The following is a 20,256-nucleotide window of genomic DNA, read 5'->3' on the forward strand; positions in this document are numbered from 1 at the left end:
GGAACGGCAGGGCGCATGCCGGACCGGCAGTGGCCGGCGTCGGTGATCTCGCCAGCGTCGACGGCGCCCACCCGAACCTGCCGTGCGCAGCCCTCCTCGTCCGGGTAGGGCTGGTCCACAGCGGCTTCTTGAGGACGGAGACGATCAGCATCATGCCCAGCAGCAGGAAGATGACGTTCCAGTCGATCCCGGCCACGTCGGAGAAGAACGCGTGCTCCGGGCTCGTCGCGCCGATCAGCAGCATGACGACCGCGCCGCCCAGGGCCGCGGTGACCCGGTGGACCTTCTCCGTGGCGATCAGCACGTAAACGGTCGCGAACACCGCCACGGCCAGCCACGCGGTGACGCTCACGGCGGGCCCGCCCAGCAGATGCGGGGGTGACGCTGAGACTGGGGCAGGGTCGTCATCGGCGCGGCTCCGTTCACAGGTGCTGCCGCGAGCATCCGCGCTCCACGAGGGCCTCCCCGAACAAAAGGTGCTCCGGACCCCCACCATCACCTGGCGCCCCCGCCCGGCGCATCGGGGCCAGCACCCATTTTCACGGCCCCTGAACGGAGTGACCTTCCCTCGACAGCCCGTACCGCTTCCACCCCGTAACCACCACAACGCGACAACCGGAAAGCAGTCGCGCAAAGGAACGTTGCAGTATCGGGCGTGAGGGATCATTTTCCGCCGAATACCCGATGCCCCTGCCTTCCTGATGGCCCGTGGGTAGCGTCTGTGGTGATCACCCGGCCGGAGGAACGAAGCCGGCCCGGGGCCGTCGAGAGCCGAGGGAGCGAGTACTGATGGTGAGTGTGGAGACGTCTCTGAAGGAGGCGATGACCTCGATCGAGGGGAGCATGGGGGCCGCGCTGGTCGATTACACGAGCGGCATGGCCCTGGGAACGCTGGGCGGAGGCAAGGATCTCGATCTGTCGGTGGCCGCAGCGGGGAACACTGATGTGATCAGGGCGAAGACCCGCACCATGGAGATGCTGGGCATCAAGGACGACATCGAGGATGTGCTGATCACCCTCGGCGGTCAGTACCACCTCATTCGGTTGCTCAAGGGCCGAGGGGGGAACGGCCTCTTCCTGTACATCGTCCTGGACAAGGAGAGGTCGAACCTGGCCATGGCCCGGCACCAGCTCAAGCGCATCGAGGCGGATCTGGAGCTGTAGCTGTCTTCCTGCTCCCCGGCTCCGCGCGCCCACAAGTTGAAGAAATCTTCAACTCATCACATCAGAATGTGATCAGCCCAGGGGCGCGCCGGGGCCGGGGCCGGGAGGATGGTGGTGCATCGAGGATCCAGCAGGTCTGGTTGACGGCCCATTGAATGGTCGAACCCGGGTGGGAGTGTTGTCGCATGCAGGTGCCGCTGTACCAGGCCAAGGCGGAGTTCTTCCGCATGCTCGGGCATCCCGTCCGCATCCGGGTACTGGAACTACTTCAGGACGGCCCTGTACCCGTACGCGAGCTGCTGAACGAGATCGAGATCGAACCGTCCAACCTCTCCCAACAGCTCGCGGTACTGCGCCGATCCGGCATCGTGGTCTCCATCCGTGAAGGTTCCACGGTCAGTTACGCCCTCGCCGGTGGTGACGTGGCAGAACTCCTGCGGGCCGCACGGCGCATCCTCACCGAGCTACTGGCCGGGCAGAGCGAGTTGCTCGCTGAGCTTCGACACGCCGACACCCCGGTACACACGGGTCCGCCGACGCGATGACGGGCCCAGTCTTCGTTGACTGGGACCGCGCGAAATCCCGGACGGACAACCGTCAGGTGGGATGGGTGTCGTCGTGTTGGAGGGCGGTGCGGACGCCGGTGACGACCACGGCGATCAGGCAGAGGGCGATGACGGTTTCGGCCCACAGGAAGGCGAACCAGTCCATCACGCAGCCGATCGGGGGTGTGCCGGGGGCGTTGTTGCGGAAGGCCGAGAGGGCGAACAGGGTGGCGGCCATCCAGCCGAGGGCGGCCCAGACCAGGCCCTCTCCGCGGGTCGTCAGGTACCAGGCCCCGATGAGCACGGACGCCGCCAGCGCCCACATCACGGCCATCATGAAGACCACGAAGACGAGCAGGCTGCCCGATCGGGCCAGCCCCAGCGCCACGCCGGCAGCCTCTTGCTCGGGCGAGGTGGGTGTCGCGGAGATCGAGAAGAGCGTGTCGCTGTTGGAGAACAGCATCCGCACCGGCACCTGCTTGCCATCCAGCTGGGCCCAGAACTCGATGTCGGTCTCGTAGGTATCGAACGGGTAGTCGCTGATCGATCCGTCCGTGATCGCGACCTGCACGTCTCTGGTCGTGAGCCGCTCGTGCGCCTTGAACTCCAGGTCGCCGAGGGTCTGGGCGGAGGTCTGGAGGCTGAGATCAGCCACTGGGGCGGTCCCCTCCTCCTCGCCGAGGGTCCCGCGCGCGGTGACCCGGACCCGCAGTGCCAGCTCTCTGGCCGCGGCGTCGACGCGTTGGACGTTGGCCTCCACGTCCACCCGGTCGGTGACTTGGGATCCGACCGTGTGGACCGTATCGAGCGCCTGTCGCTCGGTGAACTGCAGCCACGACCCCACGGCCACCGCCACCACGATGAGGACCGCGATGGGAAGCAGGACCGGCAGGATCGAGGCCCCGGAGCGGCGTGGGTGACGTGAGTCCCAGGTTGGGGCCATGGTGACTCCGACGAGGTGGGAAGGGGCACGGACACGCCCGGCCCGACGCCGGGAGCGTCCTGGTCGCCCGTCGTGGCGACCAGGACGGGGTCTCGAAGCGGACCACGAGCGGTTATCGGGGAGCGATCTCGAACTCAGGCGGCTCGAGGCCCTTCAGGCATCCGGTCTTCGGCGCGTCCGGGTTCTCGAAGAACGAGAGGGCGATCTCTTGAGCGCACTTCGACGTGGCGAACACCACGTGCGGCTGGTAGGGGATCGTGACGACCTTGGCCTTGCTCAGGGTGCGGGCGACGTACGGCCCGTTGTCCGCCCCGGTCTGGGAGTCGAAACTGCCCGACAGGGCGAGGGTGGGGATGTCGCCGCGCGTGACGTCCCGGATCGAGGGCGCCGCAGGGGGGACGTTCCAGACGTCGCAGTCCGGGCGGAGGAAGGTGAGCTGCGGAGCCTGGGCCTGCACCGAGCGGGGGAACGACGGGAACGCTTTCTGTCCGCCCCGGAGTGCCTGTTCCTGGCTCTCGTACGGCGTCCACTCACTGCAGAAGACGCCGTAGACGAGACCGTGCGCGACCCTGCCCATGGCCGCCGGGCTGAGCTTGCCGCTTGCCCACTGCTGGGCGATCCGCTGCGGCTTGCCGTTCGCCAGTTCTTCGAGGGCGGCGGGTACCTGGGGCGCCACGTGGGTGGCGGAAGTCATCCAGTTCACCAGGGCTCCGCCGTCCAGTACGACCTTCACCGGCTTGTCGTTGCCGGGGAGCGTGACGGTGGTGGTGACCGGCTTGGCTTCGAGGTCGCTGACGAGTTTGTCGAAGGTGGCGGACAGGTTCGGGTAGCGCCTGTTGCACGCCGGCTGGTCCGCGCAGGCCTTGAACAGGCCGTCGATGCCCTGCCGGGCGCTGCTCCATGTCGCCGCCGACCCGGCCCTGGACGGCGGCAGTATGCCGTCGATGCCCACCGAGCGGAGCCCCTCGGGGTGCAGGCGCATGGAGACCAGCGCCAGGTGGGTGCCGTAGGAGATGCCGTACAGGTTCCACTGCTTGATGCCCAGCGTGGTGCGCAGGTCCTCGTAGTCGGCGGCGCTCTCGGTGTCGTTGTAGGCGCTGAGGTCGAGCCCGCGGCCCGCCAGTTCGTCGCGGCAGGCCTTCGTGGCCTCGACGTGCAGGCGTTCGGTGGACGGAGCGTCGTAGACGAGGCCGACCGCGCGTGCGTTGAACTCGTCGATGTTGGGGCAGAGGGCCGTCGGGTCGGCCGAGTACGTACCGCGCTGGGACATGAGGATCACGTCACGGTCGCGGTTCAGGCCGCCGCCGATCGCCATCTTCGCCTCCCCCACCGCGTCGTCTCCGGGTCCGCCCGCGAGCCAGACGATGGGGTCGGGTTTCGGTGTGCCGGCCGCGGCGGGCACGATCGCGACACCGAGTTTGATCGTTTTACTGTTTGGTTTGACGCGGTTCTCGGGCACGGTGAGCGTTCCGCAGCGGGCGCCTTCAAGCTCCTCTATCGGTTCCGGTGTCTTCGGGCAGGGGCCCGGCTCGTAGCGGGCGTCGCCCACCGTCCGGGCGGTCGTGCCGATCGGTGCTCCGGTGCCGTCGTCGGCGTGGGGCTGGGCCTGAGCGGGCGCTGAGAGCAGGCCGGTGACGAGAAGACCGGTCGCCACGCCGGCCGACGTGGCCAGGAGTCGTCGTGCGGTGCGGCGACGACGGTGCGCTTGATGGCGTGTCATCTGCCCTCCCGGCTAGTTCGGGATGATCGTGAACGGTTCGGGCTCGAGACCGTCCACGCAACTGGTGTCGGGCGCGGTCGGGTGAGCGAAGAACGAGGCCAGCACGCTTTGCGCGCAAGGCGACTGAGGGACCACCCAGTGGCCGATTCCGGGGACCTGTATCGCAGTCGAGCCGGACAGGTTGCGGGCGACGTCCTTCGCCCAACTCGCCCCGGTCTTCACGTCGAACGTGCCGGAGATGACGAGCGCCGGTACGGAGCTGACCGTGGCCACCCGCTGGACGGACGCGCGGTCCGGAACGTTCCAGATCCCGCACGCCGGGTACTGGAAGGGAAGCTGCGGCACCTGGGCCAGGACCGTGTCCGGCCACCCGGGATAGGTCTTGCGCCCCGCCTTCAGCACGTCGGCTTCCGAGTACCCCGGCGCCCACTCGCTGCACACCACCGAGTTCGTCAGGCCGTGGGCGAACTCGCCGACCTTCTGGACCGAGCCGGCCGCGCGGGCCTTCGCGAAGCGCTCCGGGTTTCCGTCGCTGAGTTCCTCGAGCGCCGCCGGGAGATCCTTGGGCCGGGGGTTGAAGGCGACGATCAGGTTCAGCAGCGCGCCCCCGTCGAGGACGACCTTGACCGGCTTTCCTCCGTTCGGCGGCGGGACGTCCAGCGTCAGAGGCTGTGCCTCCAGCTTGCGCACCTGCTCCGTCAGTGTGCGGGGGAGGTCCGGGTACCGGTCCTTGCAGGCGGGCTGCGCCGCGCACGCCTCGAAGATGTTGTCGATCCCCTCGGCGGTGCTGCCCCATGTCCACGGCAGAGTCACGACCTGGGGAGGGGTGATCGAGTCGATCGCGAACGCGCGGATTCCCTCGGGGTGCAGGCGCAGGTACGTGAGGGCCAGATTGCTGCCGTAGGAGTAGCCGTAGACGTTCCACTGGGGGATGTCCAGCGCCTTGCGCAGGTCGGCGAAGTCGGCAGCGTTCTCAGTGGTGTTGTAGGCACTCAAGTCTGTGCCGTCGGCCGTCAGGCGGTCCCGGCAGTCCTTCACCGCTTTCAGGAAGACCTGTTCTGCCTCCTGTGCGTCGTAGCCCAGGCCGACGGCCTGGGCGTTGAACCGGTCGACCTCCGGGCAGGCGAGGTTCGGCTGGTCGTAGAGGTTGCCGCGCTGGGCCATGATGATCAGTTCCCGGTCCTTGTTCAGGCCGGAGTCGACGAGGAACGGAATGTCGTCGAACGTGTCGGCACCGGGGCCGCCCGCCATGAACACCACGGGGGCCTGTGCGGGCTTCGCCGGGGTGACAGCCTGAATGACGGCCACGGCCAGCTTGATGGTCCGGCCGCCGGGGCGGGAGCGGTTCTCGGGGACCTCGAGGAAGCCGCAGCGTGCATCGCTCAGCGCTTCGATGGGCTCGGGCGGCTTCGGACAGGAGCCGGGCACGAACCGGGACGAGCCTGCCGGGCTGGGCTGGGCGGGTGCTGACGCGGCGCTGCCGGGTGTGGGGCCGAATGCCGCCAGACAGACCAGAGCTGCCCCGGCAGTCACCGCGGGGATGCTGCGCTTTGGCATGTGATCTCGTTCCTCTGCCGACATCGGCGGCGGCCCTGCCGGGCCAGGCCGCAGCGGTTTGTACGGAACACACCGTTTTCGACGCTACCGGGTGGCGCGTACGCCCGCCACGCGGAGCAGTGACAACCCGTGACCCGGGCCGTCCCCGGCCGTCCCCGGCCGTCCACCGGGTAGTTCCCGGACCAAGGGCGTTTCTCGGAGCTCCTGCGGTGATTGCCGTCCGGCGCTCACCCTGGTGGGATGGGGCGGGGTGATCTGACGAATGCGGATCTGCCGGAGCGGTTCGGTCCGTGGCTCACTGCCCCAGCGGAAAGGCGGCGAGCGAGACCGGCCACCCCTCCGCTTCCGCCTCCTGGGCGTCGCCGCCAGGCACGCCGCGACGCCAGTGCTCGTCGTGCTCCGAGTTGAGGACCCGAGGGCGCCTCACCGACCCTCGCCGTCTTCCTGTCCCTCTTATGGAACATATCCAGCGACGGCCGGAGATGGCAGCGACACCTGGCCAAGCGGCCGCGAATACTGGTGACCGCTTCCCGTCGCTTGTGCGCGTCTTCGGACCACCCGCTAGCGTTGAATTTGCATGCGTTCCGCCCGCACCGCCACGGCATCGCCCGGCGGGGCAGCCGTCGATCGGCAGAGGAACGGGATCACATGGCAGAGCAGCTTCCGTATCGGGGCGCCGGCTGCTCGACTACCTCTACAAGGCCTGCTCGGCGGAGCCGCGCTGCAGGAGCCGCTACCAGGACCTCGAGCGCACCCTGAACGAGCAGGTGCGCAAGCTGGAGTCCCAGCCGCTGACGCTGAACACGCCGGTCGCCAAGGCAATTCCGCTCGTCGACGTCCCGGCGGCGATCAAGGAACTCGGCCGCGGACGTCCGGAGCGCTGTGCCCTGGCACGCGCCGCCGGCTCGGTCCAGGTCGTCGGCCAGACCGCTCACGGTCTGACGAATTGACTGCCTCAAGGACCTCAAGCCCCCGAGGTTCGAGATCGCCCCCCTCGTTCCGAGTAGAGAAAGAAGGTGGTGTCCGTGAATCGGATGGCGTCGTTGTGCGCCGCTGGGGGCTCCATGGTCGTGCTTGTACTGGCCGGAGTCGCAGGGCCGCAGGCATACGCGACCGGCGATGACCGCGAGAAACGCAGCGCAGATGTTCTCCAGGAGCTGGTGCCTTCTCCTGATGGCCCGGGCTGTGCGGCAGCTGTCGGCATGCAGGGAAGCGTTGTCTGGGAGGCGGGGAGGGGGAAAGCCGATCTGACGACCGGGCGCGCCATCACCTCGAAGACGGTCTTCGACATGGCATCCAACTCCAAGCAATTCACCGCAGACGCCGTCCTCTTGTTGGACGGGCGGCACCTTCAGTACCCAGGCAGGGGTAGGCAGCCCGGTCCCGCTGGTTGCCGGACTGCCCCTGTGCGCCACGCAGTCTCCCTGGCCCCAGGGCTCTGGGGCTCCGGGGCTCTGGGGCCAGGGAGCTGCGCCCTTACCTGTCAGGGTGCCCGTCTCAACGAAGTCGAAGGACCCCTAGGACAAGATCCACCACCCCGGTGACGGCGGACGCAGCGAGCGCGCATACACCCGCCTGCAGGGCTCCGGGAAGGAGCGAGCGCAGTGGGGCATCAGCCTTCCGGCGAGTGCGTGCTGGCCGACCTGCGGATCGACGCTTACGTTGAGACATGACAGCCCTTCAAAGCAGTGGGTTGGTCAACCCCCGTACCGAAGTTCCCGCCAAGAGCGCCTCGGCGCGGGGGTGTGCCTTGAGCACGCCTTCACCATCGCCACTCGGCCCTGCCCAAGTCGCGTCGCGGATGCCGAATCTCGGTGTACGTTCCACAGCGTGACCAACTATCAGGAGGACGCGGTCCCGGCGACCACCGAGGACCTGGTCTCCGATGCACGAGAGCTTGGCGTTGCCCAGGCGAGCACGCGCATGATCAAGGACTGGGTGGAGCACGGATTGCTCGCGCCACCCGCATTCCGCAAGTTCACCCAGCGCGGCAGCGCGGCCAGGGTGTTCCTGCCGGAACAGCGTCGCCTCTTCCGCGAAATCATCGAAGCGAAGAAACGGTCGCCACTGACCCGCGTCCCGCATCACACAGTCGTGCCTGTCAACCTCCATATCTGGCTCACCTACGACACCGTGATCACGGACGAACAAGCCCTCCGGGGGTTCCGCACATACGCGCGAAGCGCCGGCGTGAGCAGTGCAGCACGGCGCCAGGCCGCAGCGCGTGCGATCGTCGATCAGTTCGCCCACCCCGAGGCCCGAAAGCGCCAACGCCGTCACGTCGAGGCCCTGCTCATTCAGGGAGAGAGGACGAAGCAGCCTCGCTGGGACCTGCTCGGGCCAGCCATGCGGGACCTTGCCTCGCCCTGGCGGGACGACGGACTGCCGCGCCTGGACGAGCGGGCCATTGGACTCCCCGAAATGCCGATGACCTTCGACCACGCAGTAGCCTTGTGGATGCTCAAACTCGAGGTCACGCGACGCCTCCAGACGGAGAGCATCCCGCCGGAGGTGCTCCTCGCCGCCCGCGCCGAGTTCCGCCGTGGGTGGGTGAACTATCAGAACGATCGAGCGCAGTTGGAGACACGAGCCGAGGACAGTGCCGCCATGTTCGCACTCCCGGTCGGCACAGAAGCCCGGGTCCGGGAACATGTCCATGCCTTCACTACGACCCTTGGGCGTGCGACAGGGGTAGCAGAACCCATCTTCGCCTCAGTCCGTGAGGGCCTTCGGCGCCGCTGACCGTGGTTCATCCGGAACTTCAACCCCGCCGAGGAGGCCCGGTTTGCCGGCCTCCAAGGGCAGTACGCTTTCCCCCTCGCATGGCGCGGGGCCACCTTGATCAAGGCCCGGCTCGTGGAACATCCAGCAGTGCGCAGGTTCTACTTCGCCGACCACCATGCCGAACTTGGCCACCTGCTCCAGGAGCTTGCCCGCACTCGCATCTCCCCCGTCGACACGGCAGCCGAGGCAGCCTCAAGACTGGGTCAGTTGTGTGATCGTCTGGCCGAGCTGGATCCGCACTACACCTTCCGCATCACGGCCGGTCCCGGTTCGCACGCAGGAGTGGTGGTGCTACCCGCGTACTCGGGAGCCGCCCGCGACCAACCTCTCCACATCGCACTGGGCATCACCGATCCGGACTCCCCTGAGGGGGCCCGCGCCGCCACGGACTTCGAGCGGTGTCAGCGGTACGGCGACCCGATCGACCTGCCCGCACAATTTGCCCAAGGTCAGCTGGCGGCGATGGAAATCGAAGTGCTGGGTGGGGTACCGGTAGATGTCGCCGAGGGTCATGAAGTCCTTGAAGAACGGATCCCACCGGACCGGGTAGTGCATGCCGCGGGCCAGGCCGGGCTCGGTCTCCGCTTCGAGGTGCCGGTGCAGAGAGGCGATGACGCGGTCGATGGCGGCACCCATCCGGCGGGGACCGTAGACCTTGGCCGCGCCGCAGGGGCCCGCGTAGTTGATCAAGTCGAACGGGGCCGTGGCCGCGTTCAACAGCCGGGCGAACACCTTGCTCACTGCTTGTTGGTCCAGCGGGTGACGTCGGTTGCCTTGGCGAGGTCTGCCGAGGAGGCCCGTCGATCAAGCTGTGGAAGGTCAGCCGGGCGCGCTCGAACTCGTCGTGGATGGCTTGGCGGTCCATCGGGGGGTGTCCGTCATGGTCTGCCGGCTTTCGGTCGACACTCCGAATTCCGTCGCGGCTTGTGATGATGCCCCCTGCCACGCTCCGGGACCAGTCGCTGGGACGCGGGTGGCGCGGCGCAATGCCGGGCAGGCCGTATGACGGCTCCGTGCCTACGCTTGAGGTGGGGCGCCGGTCTGGGTGATCAGCTGGAGGCGACACCGATGGGACGACGCCATCATTTCCACGTCGAGTACGTGGGGCACTCGGTCAGTGCCACCGTCGAGACCGGCCACACGGTCGTGGTGGACGTTCTGGTCGACGGCAAGGAGACCGGTCACGGCACGACGCACGACGACCACCCTGTGGCCGTGCGCGTCGAGCTGCCCACAGATCCGCCGACCCCGGTGTCCGTACGGGTGACACCCGCTCCCGGCGTACCGCGCTGCATTGTGGAGGTCCCGGGAGCCGAGGATCACGTCATGTCACCCCGCCCGTTCTGACGGAGCGGGCCGGCGGGCCTGGCCAATGAGCGGGTTGCCCGTGATGCTGATCCTGCTGGCTTATTGGGGTCTCAGTAGTTCTCGCCGAAGACCAACGCTAAGCAGCTGCGGCCCAGATCAGAGGATGAATCAGGGCAGCCGCAGCGGGTGCCCGCCGAGGGGTGCCCGGGGGCGCGGGCCTGGTCACTGGCAGAGGGCTCTGACGCGGTTGGCCGACACCATCGTGCGGGTTACTGGAGGAAATGCCTCTCCGGACTCCTCGGCGCCCCCGCCCACATCGCCGCAGCCCTCGCCCCTTGGGCCGGCGCCGCCCTCGTCGGCCTCCTCGGCGGATACCCGACTCTCTTTGCCGTCTTGGCAGCCCTCTCCGGAGCGTCCGTCCTTCTCGCCCTGGGCACTGCGCCGAAGTCCATCGTGGAGCGCCCAGGGCTCACGCCATAGGCACGTCGTCAGCGAGGCCGGCGCTTGGGAGGCACGGGGCCCGGGATGACGTCGAGGTCGAGATGCTCCTTGAACAGGTGGACCAGGTTGGCGCCGTCGAGGAGTCCTCGCGGAACTGGACGATCTCCTCGTTGCTCCGGCCGATCCAGTTCCAGAACGTAACACGAGATCCGACTTCATACAGGTCAGGGACGTATTGGACCCTCCTGCGTCAGCAAATGGTCAGCATTGGCGCCCGCGGAGTCGCGCACCGGACGGATGCTCGCGAGACACTCTGACTGACGCCTGAAGCGGTACCGGATGGCGCAACGCCTCTGGCTCTCGTTCCGGACATCGACCAGCATGAGGACAGCGGGACCGGCGGACGAGATGGGCACGCATGCGCGCCACTGAGAGCAACCAGGATTATCCCTTCGCCGTCACGAACACGGCCGCGGCACTCCTGGACGATGCCGGGACGATCGTCGCCTGGACACCGGCGGCCGAAGCCCTCCTGGAGCGCCGGTCCGCTGACGTGTGCGGCCGGCCGGCACGGGACCTGCTCGCGGACCCGGGCCGCTGGGAAGCGGTTCTGGCTCAGGGCAGGCAGGGGGAGCAGGAGGGGTGGGAGGGCCGGGCCACACTGCGACACGGCTCAGGACGCGAGCTGGAGATCGGCTTCCGCGTCATCCCGCTGAACGACGGCGCGCGTGGGGACGCGGCCCGCTGCCTCGTACTCGGCGCCCCCCTGGACCTGGTCACCCAATGGCGCCAGGACCACGCCTTCACACATGAACTGTTCCTGCAGGGCCGAGTGGGCCTGGCCGTCTTCGATGCGGACCTGCGCCTGCTGCGGACGAACACGCACCTGTTGCCGTACACCGGGGTGCCCGTCGAACTGAACGGCCGGCGCCTGGCCGACTTCCTGTGGGCGGAGGACGCGCGGATCATCGACGACCGGCTGCGGGAGGTCATGCGCAGCGGGAACCCCCTGATCGGTTTCAACACGACCGTGCGCACCTTGGACGACCCGAGAGGCGGCCGGGTCGTGACCATCCAGGCGTTCCGGCTACAGGAACCCGCCGGACATCCGATGGGTGTGGCGACGGTGTTCACCGACGTCACCGACCACGAGCGGTCGCGCGGGCGCCTGGACCTGCTGTACCGGGCGACCGGAGCGCTGGGCGGTTCGCTGTCCGTCCTGCGCACCGTCGAGGACCTGGTCGAAGTGCTGGCGCCCTCGTTCGGCGATTGCGCCGCGGTGGATCTTGCCGAGACCGTTCTGAGCGGCGGTGAACCACCCACTGACGGGCATCTCACGCTCCCCCTGATCCGGATGGCCGTCGCCGGAGCGGAAGCAGACGCGCTGCGTACGGGTACGGCCCGGTTCACGGCTCCTCTCGCCACGGCCGTTGCCCACCCGACGGCCGCGCCCCACCCGACCGTGACCGAGGCGGGAGTGCCCGAACCGGCCGCGCCCGGGTCCCGGGAGTGCCAGGGAGAGCTGATCACCGGCCTCGGAACCCGACCCACGGGACCCGAGAGCGACGCTGCCCCGGAGTGGGCCACCGCTGTCCCGGGTGCGCATTCGGCGATGACGGCGCCGCTGTGCGCACGGGGCATCAGGTTCGGAAGGCTCACGCTCTGGCGTACGGGGGACACTCCCCCGCTGGAGGAGGACGACCTGGCACTTCTGGAGGAGATCGCGGCCCGTGCGGCCGTCGCCGTGGACAACGCGCGGCGGTACACCAAAGAACGCCGCACCGCTGTGGGCCTGCAGCGCAGCCTTCTGCCGCCGGCAACCTCGGAAACAGCCGCACTGGAAGCCGCCAGCCTCTACCTGCCCGCCGACGCGGACAGCGGAGTGGGCGGCGACTGGTTCGACGTCATCCCGCTGTCGTCGGCCCGTGTCGCCCTGGTGGTCGGGGATGTCGCCGGCCACGGGCTGCACGCCACGGCCATGATGGGACGCCTGCGCAGCGCCGTACGTGCGATGGCGGACTTGGAGCTGGAACCCGAGGAACTGCTGGCGCACGTGGACGACATGGTCCTGCAAGTCGCTGCCGAGGCCGAGAGCGACGACGCGGATGACGGCGACGCGGGCATGCCGGTGCCCAGCGGACCGGCCGGGGCCACCTGCCTGTACGCCGTCTACGACCCGGTCACCCGAAGTTGCGTCATGGCAAGCGCCGGACACCCGCCTCCGGCCGTGGTCAGCCCGGACGGAACCGTGGAGTACGTCGAGCTGAGCCCCGGGCCGCCCCTGGGGGTCGGTGGCTGGCCCTTCGAGCCGGTCGAACGCGAACTGCCGCCGGGGAGCGTCCTCGCCCTGTACACCGACGGGCTGATCGAACGCGGAGAAGGGGACATCGACCAGGGCATGCGCGACCTGGCGGACCGACTGCTGCGCGCGGACGTACTCGGTCGGCCGCTGCGTCAGGCCCGGCACGACATCGTGGAAGGGTTGCCGCCGGGCAGGCTGAGGGACGACGTCACCCTCCTGCTGGCCCGTACCCGCATGGTGGATGCCGGCTCCGTCGCGACATGGCGGCTCGACGCCGACCCGGCGATCGTCGGCGACGCGCGCCATCTCGTCCTGGACCAGCTGACCGCCTGGGACCTCGATGAGCTTGCCTTCAGCACAGAGCTCATCGTCAGCGAGCTGGTCACCAATGCCATCCGTCACGCCGGTGGCCCGGTCCGGCTCCGGTTGATCCGGGCGGACACCCTGACGTGCGAGGTCTCGGACTCCAGCAACACACAACCGCGGATGCGGCGTGCGAGGAGCTCCGAGGAAGGCGGTCGCGGCCTGTACATCGTCGCCCAGCTCTCGCACCGCTGGGGCAGCCGCTACGCCATGGGAGGCAAGACCGTCTGGTCCGAACAGATCCTGCCCCTCGCTTGACCGTCCGGCCTGGCCGGGAGTCGCCGGTCGGACGGTGGCTTACGGAGGGAGGCGGCTCCTGCCTCACGCTTATAACCGCGCAGCAGTGAACGAAACCCCGGACCGGCCGACGAAGACATCACATTCAAGTGGCAAAAATGAGACAGGACAAAGACGTTATCCGCTCGTTATGGAATCGAGGGCAGGGTGGAAATTTCGGCGTTTTTCATAGAAATCTAGGCTCTCTGCCAGCGCTTCACAACCTCTGCAAGGCGTCTGCACCTATCACAGCCCATGCCGCTTCCATAACCCCCTGAGGCCGTGCAATTTGCTCCAGGTCTAGGTAACTTCGGCCCGCATGACTGCTCATGGAGAACTGGCCCATTACCGGAAGACCCTCCCGACCACCTCGACCACCTCGACGACGCACATAGACCGCCCCCGCCCAGGTGACGGCCCCCTGCTGTGGCGCCTCGCTCGCGACTCCAGGACCCTGGACCTCAACTCGGCCTACAGCTATCTCCTCTGGTGCCGTGACTTCGCCGGCACATCCGCGGTGGCTCGCGACTCGTCCGGACGGGCCGTCGGATTCGTCAGCGGATACCTGCGGCCCGAAAGCCCCGGAACCCTGCTCGTCTGGCAGGTCGCCGTCGACGAATCCGTCCGCGGCCTGGGCATCGCCAGGGCCCTGCTGGACGGCCTCTCTGCCCGTGTGGCTGCGGAACACGGACTGAGCTACCTGGAGACCACCATCTCCCCCGGAAACCTCGCCTCGGAGCGGCTGTTCGCCTCGTACGCCGCACGGCACGGCGCCACCCTCACGCGCGAAGTGCTGTTCGCCGCAGAGGAGTTCCCGGAGGGCGGGCACGCCCCGGAGGTCCTGCACCGTATCGGGCCGCTCCACTTCTGATCCCGGTTGCGCCCGGCAGCCCGCCGTCCGCGAGCCGTGTCGACAGCCGTCGGGCCCACCACGCCGAACACCCCGTACCGAAAACCCCCACGCCGACTGGAGAGTTGCCTTGACCATGACCGAGCCGGTCCTGTCCGTCTTCGAGACCTTGGAGTCCGAGGTGCGCAGCTACTGCCGCGCCTGGCCCGTCGTCTTCGAGCGCGCCACGGGAAGCCGGCTGTACGACGAACACGGCCGCGGCTAGCTGGACTTCTTCGCGGGCGCAGGGTCCCTGAACTACGGCCACAACAACCCCGTCCTCAAGCGGGCCCTGCTCGACTACCTGGAGCGGGACGGCATCACGCACGCTCTCGACATGTCGACGACCGCCAAGAGGACCTTCCTCGAAACCTTCCGGTCCCACGTCCTCGAACCCCGCGCGCTGCCCTACAAGGTGATGTTCCCGGGGCCCACCGGGACCAACGCCGTCGAAGCGGCACTCAAGCTGGCGCGGAAGGCCAAGGGCCGCGAGTCGGTCGTGTCCTTCACCAACGCCTTCCACGGCATGTCGCTCGGCTCACTCGCCGTCACGGGCAACGCCTTCAAACGGGCCGGCGCGGGCATCCCGCTGGTCCACGGCACCCCGATGCCCTTCGACAACTACCTCGGCGGCAGGACCCCCGACTTCCTCTGGTTCGAGCGCCTGCTGGAGGACCAGGGCTCCGGGCTCAACCATCCGGCGGCCGTCATCGTCGAGACGATCCAGGGCGAGGGCGGGATCAACGTGGCCCGCGCGGAATGGCTGCGCGCCCTCTCGGACCTGTGCCGCCGCCGCGACATGCTGCTGATCGTCGACGACATCCAAATGGGCTGCGGCCGGACCGGCGAGTTCTTCTCCTTCGAGGAGGCGGGCATCACTCCCGACATCGTCACGCTGTCCAAGTCCATCAGCGGCTACGGACTGCCCATGTCCCTGTGCCTGTTCAAGCCCGAACTGGACCTGTGGGAGCCGGGCGAGCACAACGGCACCTTCCGCGGCAACAACCCGGCCTTCGTCACCGCGACCGCGGCACTGGAGACGTACTGGGGCGACGGCGTCCTGCGCGAGCGGACCCTCGTCCAGGGCGGGCGCGTCGAGAGCGCGCTGCGCGAGCTGTGCGGCGAACACGGCCGGCTGGGCGCGACGTACCGGGGCCGCGGACTGGTCTGGGGCGTCGAGTTCACCCACAAGGAGCGCGCCGCAGAGGTGTGCCGAAGGGCCTTCGAGCACGGTCTCCTCCTCGAGACCTCGGGTCCCGAGGGCGAGGTCGTGAAGCTGCTCCCGCCGCTCACCGTCAGCGGCGACGAACTCGACGAGGGCCTCGACGTCCTCGCCCGCTCCGTCCGCGAAGCCGCCTGACCGGAACCCCCACACCACGAAGGGCACCACCGTGATCATCCGCTCGTTCCGGGACATCGAGGGAACCGACCGCCACGTCAGGGCGGCATCCGGCACTTGGGAGAGCAAGCGCATCGTCCTGGCCAAGGAACGCGTCGGCTTCTCCATGCACGAGACCGTCCTGTACGCCGGCACCGAGACCTCCATGTGGTACGCGAACCACGTGGAGGCCGTGGTCTGCACGGAGGGGGAGGCCGAACTCACGGACGAGGAGACGGGCCGGACCTACACGATCACGCCGGGAACCATGTACCTCCTCGACGGACACGAGCGGCACACCCTGCGCGTGAAGCACGAGTTCCGCTGCCTGTGCGTCTTCAACCCGCCCGTGACCGGCCGGGAGGACCACGACGAGAACGGCGTGTACCCGCTGCTCACCGAGCCCGACCACAGCTGACCCACGGAAACGCTCAGAGAGAAAGCACAGAGAGGAGAGGCAGGCACCACCATGACCTACGCATCCACCCGCGCGGTGAACGACCTGTATCCGACCAGGCGCTCCGAGGAGGTGCTCACCGGCCGCACGGACCCCGTCGTCTGGTCCGAGCCCGGCACGCCGGGCCCCATCTGGGCCCACGAACTGGAGAGCTTCGAGCGCGACGGCTACCTGTCCGTCGACGAACTCATCACGCCCGACGAGGTGGACGTCTACCGGTCCGAGATGGACCGGCTGCTCCGTGACCCCTCGACGCTGGCCGACGAGCGCTCCATCGTGGAGCCGAAGTCCCGGGAAGTACGCTCCGTCTTCGAGGTCCACCGGATCAGCGAGGTGTTCGCCTCCCTCGCCGCCGATCCGCGCGTCGTGGGGCGCGCGCGACAGATCCTGGGCTCCGAGGTGTACGTGCACCAGTCCCGGATCAACGTCAAGCCCGGTTTCGGCGCCAGCGGCTTCTACTGGCACTCCGACTTCGAGACCTGGCACGCCGAGGACGGCCTGCCGCACATGCGCACCGTGTCGGTGTCCATCGCCTTGACGCCGAACCACGCCACCAACGGCGGCCTGATGATCATGCCCGGCTCCCACCGGAGCTTCCTGGGCTGTGCCGGTGCGACGCCGAAGGACAACTACAAGAAGTCCCTCCAGATGCAGGATGCCGGCACCCCGTCGGACGAGGCGCTGACCCAGTTCGCCTCGGCCTGCGGCATCAAGCTCTTCACCGGCAAGGCGGGCTCGGCCACCTGGTTCGACTGCAACGCGATGCACGGCTCGGGTGACAACATCACGCCCTACCCGCGCAGCAACGTGTTCCTCGTCTTCAACAGCGTCGAGAACCGCCCGGCGAAGCCCTTCGCCGCCCCGGTGCGCCGCCCCGGATACATCGCCTCGAAGGACTTCACCCCCGTGCGCTGATCTCGGACCGACGCAAGGTTGCCCCCGGGTCGCACGCGCCGGGGGCACCTTTGCGTTCTGCCGCTACGGCGCAGCCACTGGCATGACGTGGCCCAGCAGGCCCTCCTTCGTATAGGGCCCCTCGCAGTCGGCGCGACCGGAGACGAAGTGGTCGAATACCGAGGGGATGTAGCACCTGTAGAGGGGCACCGAGCCCGGCACCGCCTTGGTGTACACGTATCCGACCGCGCCGAGGGGCTGTTGGCCCTCGCACCCCGGGTCGGCGGTCAGCAGCGAGTGGTTCGCCGCCTTGCACTCGTAGAGCCGGACCGTGCCGGGCGCGGGGTCCCGCAGCACCTTCCAGACCCCCTCGTGGGTGAACCCGGCGGGCAGGGGGCGTGAGGAGGCCAGGTGCCCGGCGTGCGGTTGGTAGCCGCGGACCAGCGGTGTGTAGGGGGTGGTGTGGCCGTGGGTGCGCTCCCAGGTGCGCAGGTAGCCCTCGGCGCCCTGCATGAGCTCGTCCACCACGTCCTGGCCGCCGGTGACCCGGATGTCCTCGATCCAGTCCGGTACGAGGCCGTAGTGGGTGCCGCCGCCGTCCGTGTTGACGTCCCATACGCGCGAGCCGGTGACCTGCCGGTCGAGGACCGAGCCGCCGTCGGGGCTGCGGAAGGGGTAGCGGACGGGGTTTCCGGCCGCGGCCCGGGGGCCGGGGAGCCAGGCGAAGCCGTTCATGTCGGTGCCGATCCCGTACCCGGCGCCGTACTTGGCGCGCAGGGCGGCGTGCCGGCGCGCCTCGGCGGTGAACGCGGGGGCCTCGTACATGTGGCCGGTGATGAAGCCGCCCAGGCGGTAGACCCGCTCGGTCCAGTTGTCGTCCATCCAGCCGTGGGTGGACAGGACGCCGGAGTATTGCTCGGCTTCGAGCACGCGCAGCGCCTGGTTCGCCGCCTTGACGCTCATGTGGTCGAGTTCCAGCATCATGTTGCGTTTCGTCATGCCCAGCACCGCGTACTCGCCCAGTGCGGTCAGGCCCCGGCGGTTGCACTGCGCCGCCTGCAGGGAGGCGCCGTACTCCGGCAGCTCGACCCCTTCCGGCAGGGCGCCCCGGATCCGGGCCTCCGCCTCCGCCCGGGAGGTGCCGGTGTTCTCGGCCGCCCCCGTGGCGCCTGCTTCCTCGTGGCCCTCGGCGGCGAGCCCGAAGCCGATCGGGTTGTCGTGCTCGGGGCCGGGGCAGGGCTCCGTGCTCCAGAAGGTGCCCGTCGACAGGAACTGGCCGACGTTGATGGCCATGCCCTGGGTGCCCGAGTCGAACCGGACGCCGCACAGGGCGTTGTCGAACTTGTGGCACAGGAACATGCTGCGCACGCCCAGGCGGTGCAGTTCGTCCAGGCCGCGGTCGATGTCGGCCATGGTGCAGCGGGCGCCGTCCAGCACCTGCTTGCAGCCGAACGGTTCGGAGGTCTCCACCCCGAGGACGACGGCGAGCTTGCCCTCCTGGATGACCTTGCGTGCCTGGTCGGGCTCGGTGACGACCCGGAACCAGCCCTTGCCCGCGCCGCCGTACATGGCGTCGACGTAGTCCTGGAGTTCGTAGGTCTTCTGGATCTGGAGCCTGATCGCGGTCATCTCGTCGCAGCCACGGTCCTTGAAGAAGTAGAGCGAGCAGATGACTCCGTTGGTGACCATGTCGTTCACCAGGATCCGCTGGCCGCCCCGCCAGGCCCGCTCCACCCAGGCGTAATAGGTCTGTTGGTGGGTGGAGGAGTCGTGGGCCGGCCAGTCGTTGAACGTCGGCCAGCCGTTCGGGTCGTGCCGGCCGTCACCGCCCTTGGTGATCATGTCGAAGAGGGCGAGGACGCCGTTCGGGTAGTGCTCGGGGCAGTCCTTGAGGGCGTCCGCCACCCCCGCCGTGGAGAAGACCTTGCCGCAGACCAGCCGTCCTCCGAAGCCCTCGTTGGACATCAGGTGGACGTGACCGTCGACGTATCCGCGGACCCGGCCCTGGGCATCGGTCCCGGTGAACGGCTCCCCGGTCACGTTGACCTGCGAGTCCGGGGCGGGGCGCGCCACGGGCTCCCACCACTGTGGGCCCGCCGACGCGCCGGCGGCAGCAGCAGGGCCGAGTATCAGGCTGATCATCGCGAGGACCAGGCCGATTAACAGGTACCGGCTTCGTCCGAAGGCTCTTCGTCGATTCATCCCCACCCCTTTCACGATGCGTTCATGACAATTTGGAGAGGGTCTTCGCTCGCCGGCCTGCGCGATGCAGGGGCCGGGCTCAACCCGATCGGTGGACCGCTCCCGCCGCATGGGCGCGGACCAGGGCCAGGTACTCCGCCGCCAGACGGTGGCAGTCGCCGGGCCACCGCGCGGAGACGTAGTTGCCGTCCTTGACGGCGAAGCCGCGTCCTGGCCGGGCGGCGGTGTCACGGACGGGCAGCGGCGAGCCGGCGAGGAAGTGGCTCGGATCGGCGAGCGCCGCGGTGACCTCCTGCTGCACGGTGGTGCGGTACGTGCGGTAGTAGCGCCCGAGCCAGAACCGGGTGAGGTTCCAACCCGTCAACTCCAGCAGGGACGTCAAAGCCGTCGTCCGCCGGCCGTGGAGGACCGAGCGTCCGGTGGCGGGATCCTTGGCCCGGGCGGCGAGCAGCACGCCGTGGCAGACGGCCCCCACCGGCAGCCCCTGGGTGAAGACCCGGGCGAACAGCTGCTGGGCGGTGGCGTCCTCGAGCAGCGTCCGCATGCCCGCGGCGTGGCCGCCGGGTACGAAGAGGCCCGTGACGTCGGCCGGGTCGACATCCGCGTACGAGGAGGGGGCGAGGAACCAGGGGTCCTCGGTGAGGCGCCGGTAGGCGGCCAGTTCGGCGCGGCGGGTCATCAGCCAGGGCGACAGCCAGGAGAAGCCGAGGTCCGTGAGCCTGGGGTCGGCGAGTGCGACCTTTCCGCCGGGGGTTGCGAACCGCACCTCGAAGCCGGCGTCCCGCAGCGCCGCCCAGGGCACCGCCGCCTCGGTGGGGTCGTAGTCGCCTGCGGGGAGCAGGAAGAGAATCACGGCGAACTCCTCTGAGCGGTGGTGATCAGGGCAGCACGCTTCCCCGGCACTCCGTGGGCCCCTGATCCCCATCGGTGTCCGAGGCCGACCTTAGGAGCGGCCCGCGGCGCCGTCATTCACTCCGGCGGCCAATGCGTTGACTCCCCGAACCGGCCTTTCCGGCGGCCGTCCCGCGGACGG

The 20,256-nt window shown here is 68.8% G+C and carries 16 protein-coding genes and 2 pseudogenes; 11 read left to right on the forward strand and 7 right to left on the reverse strand.

Going from position 1 to position 20,256, the window contains the following annotated elements; genetic code table 11:
• Positions 1-124: 124 nt before the first annotated feature.
• Positions 125-352 (reverse strand): annotated as a pseudogene (locus OG447_RS24120) (SLC13 family permease); the annotation flags it as partial.
• 437 nt (positions 353-789) lie between these two features.
• Here OG447_RS24120 and OG447_RS24125 point away from each other — a divergent pair.
• Entirely contained in the window at positions 790-1,164 is a 375-nt protein-coding gene (locus tag OG447_RS24125) for a hypothetical protein (protein WP_266939290.1), read from the forward strand.
• A gap of 185 nt (positions 1,165-1,349) precedes the next feature.
• Positions 1,350-1,709, forward strand: a complete 360-nt coding sequence (locus OG447_RS24130; RefSeq protein ID WP_266939291.1) for a helix-turn-helix transcriptional regulator — start codon at positions 1,350-1,352, stop codon at positions 1,707-1,709.
• Positions 1,710-1,761: 52 nt separating this feature from the next.
• On the opposite strand, the gene OG447_RS24135 is transcribed toward OG447_RS24130, so the two are convergent.
• The 3 genes from OG447_RS24135 to OG447_RS24145 all read right to left on the reverse strand — a co-directional run bounded on the left by OG447_RS24135 (position 1,762) and on the right by OG447_RS24145 (position 5,929).
• A complete protein-coding gene (locus OG447_RS24135) occupies positions 1,762-2,652 on the reverse strand; it encodes a DUF4436 family protein (RefSeq protein WP_266939292.1) in 891 nt (296 codons plus the stop codon).
• Between the two features lie 112 nt (positions 2,653-2,764).
• Positions 2,765-4,372: an alpha/beta fold hydrolase gene (locus OG447_RS24140; RefSeq protein ID WP_266939293.1), complete on the reverse strand. Its 1,608-nt coding sequence runs from the start codon at positions 4,370-4,372 to the stop codon at positions 2,765-2,767.
• A gap of 12 nt (positions 4,373-4,384) precedes the next feature.
• Positions 4,385-5,929 (reverse strand): alpha/beta fold hydrolase, encoded by a 1,545-nt coding sequence (locus tag OG447_RS24145; protein WP_266939294.1) that lies wholly within the window; start codon positions 5,927-5,929, stop codon positions 4,385-4,387.
• Positions 5,930-6,696: 767 nt separating this feature from the next.
• On the opposite strand from OG447_RS24145, the gene OG447_RS24150 reads away from it, so the two are divergent.
• The 3 genes from OG447_RS24150 to OG447_RS24155 all read left to right on the forward strand — a co-directional run bounded on the left by OG447_RS24150 (position 6,697) and on the right by OG447_RS24155 (position 8,671).
• Entirely contained in the window at positions 6,697-6,879 is a 183-nt protein-coding gene (locus OG447_RS24150; protein WP_266939295.1) for a hypothetical protein, read from the forward strand.
• Between the two features lie 114 nt (positions 6,880-6,993).
• Entirely contained in the window at positions 6,994-7,473 is a 480-nt protein-coding gene (locus OG447_RS32365) for a serine hydrolase domain-containing protein (protein ID WP_353962241.1), read from the forward strand.
• A gap of 286 nt (positions 7,474-7,759) precedes the next feature.
• Positions 7,760-8,671 carry a hypothetical protein gene (locus tag OG447_RS24155; RefSeq protein WP_266939296.1) on the forward strand — a complete coding sequence of 304 codons (912 nt, stop codon included), beginning with the start codon at positions 7,760-7,762 and terminating at the stop codon, positions 8,669-8,671.
• 333 nt (positions 8,672-9,004) lie between these two features.
• On the opposite strand, the gene OG447_RS24160 is transcribed toward OG447_RS24155, so the two are convergent.
• The gene (locus OG447_RS24160) at positions 9,005-9,454 is read right to left on the reverse strand and encodes a hypothetical protein (RefSeq protein ID WP_266939297.1); all 450 of its coding nucleotides are present in this window, start codon (positions 9,452-9,454) and stop codon (positions 9,005-9,007) included.
• A 327-nt stretch (positions 9,455-9,781) separates the two neighbouring features.
• Here OG447_RS24160 and OG447_RS24165 point away from each other — a divergent pair, with 327 nt between their 5' ends.
• The 6 genes and pseudogenes from OG447_RS24165 to thpD all read left to right on the forward strand — a co-directional run bounded on the left by OG447_RS24165 (position 9,782) and on the right by thpD (position 17,042).
• Positions 9,782-10,060, forward strand: coding sequence for a hypothetical protein (locus OG447_RS24165; RefSeq protein WP_266939299.1), 279 nt, complete (start codon positions 9,782-9,784; stop codon positions 10,058-10,060).
• An 820-nt stretch (positions 10,061-10,880) separates the two neighbouring features.
• The gene (locus OG447_RS24170) at positions 10,881-13,385 is read left to right on the forward strand and encodes a SpoIIE family protein phosphatase (protein WP_266939300.1); all 2,505 of its coding nucleotides are present in this window, start codon (positions 10,881-10,883) and stop codon (positions 13,383-13,385) included.
• Between the two features lie 337 nt (positions 13,386-13,722).
• Positions 13,723-14,274 (forward strand): diaminobutyrate acetyltransferase, encoded by a 552-nt coding sequence (ectA, locus tag OG447_RS24175; RefSeq protein WP_266939301.1) that lies wholly within the window; start codon positions 13,723-13,725, stop codon positions 14,272-14,274.
• 109 nt (positions 14,275-14,383) lie between these two features.
• Positions 14,384-15,652, forward strand: a pseudogene (gene ectB / locus OG447_RS24180) (diaminobutyrate--2-oxoglutarate transaminase).
• Positions 15,653-15,683: 31 nt separating this feature from the next.
• Complete coding sequence (locus tag OG447_RS24185) at positions 15,684-16,088, forward strand: ectoine synthase (RefSeq protein ID WP_266939302.1); 405 nt, start codon at positions 15,684-15,686, stop codon at positions 16,086-16,088.
• A gap of 51 nt (positions 16,089-16,139) precedes the next feature.
• Entirely contained in the window at positions 16,140-17,042 is a 903-nt protein-coding gene (gene thpD / locus OG447_RS24190; protein ID WP_266939303.1) for an ectoine hydroxylase, read from the forward strand.
• Positions 17,043-17,105: 63 nt separating this feature from the next.
• On the opposite strand, the gene OG447_RS24195 is transcribed toward thpD, so the two are convergent.
• Together OG447_RS24195 and OG447_RS24200 are read right to left on the reverse strand one after the other, a co-directional pair.
• Positions 17,106-19,163 (reverse strand): membrane dipeptidase, encoded by a 2,058-nt coding sequence (locus OG447_RS24195; protein ID WP_266939304.1) that lies wholly within the window; start codon positions 19,161-19,163, stop codon positions 17,106-17,108.
• Between the two features lie 139 nt (positions 19,164-19,302).
• Positions 19,303-20,076, reverse strand: a complete 774-nt coding sequence (locus OG447_RS24200; RefSeq protein WP_266939305.1) for a type 1 glutamine amidotransferase domain-containing protein — start codon at positions 20,074-20,076, stop codon at positions 19,303-19,305.
• Positions 20,077-20,256 lie beyond the last annotated feature (180 nt).

The organism is Streptomyces sp. NBC_01408 (genome assembly GCF_026340255.1).
GTDB lineage: Bacteria > Actinomycetota > Actinomycetes > Streptomycetales > Streptomycetaceae > Streptomyces.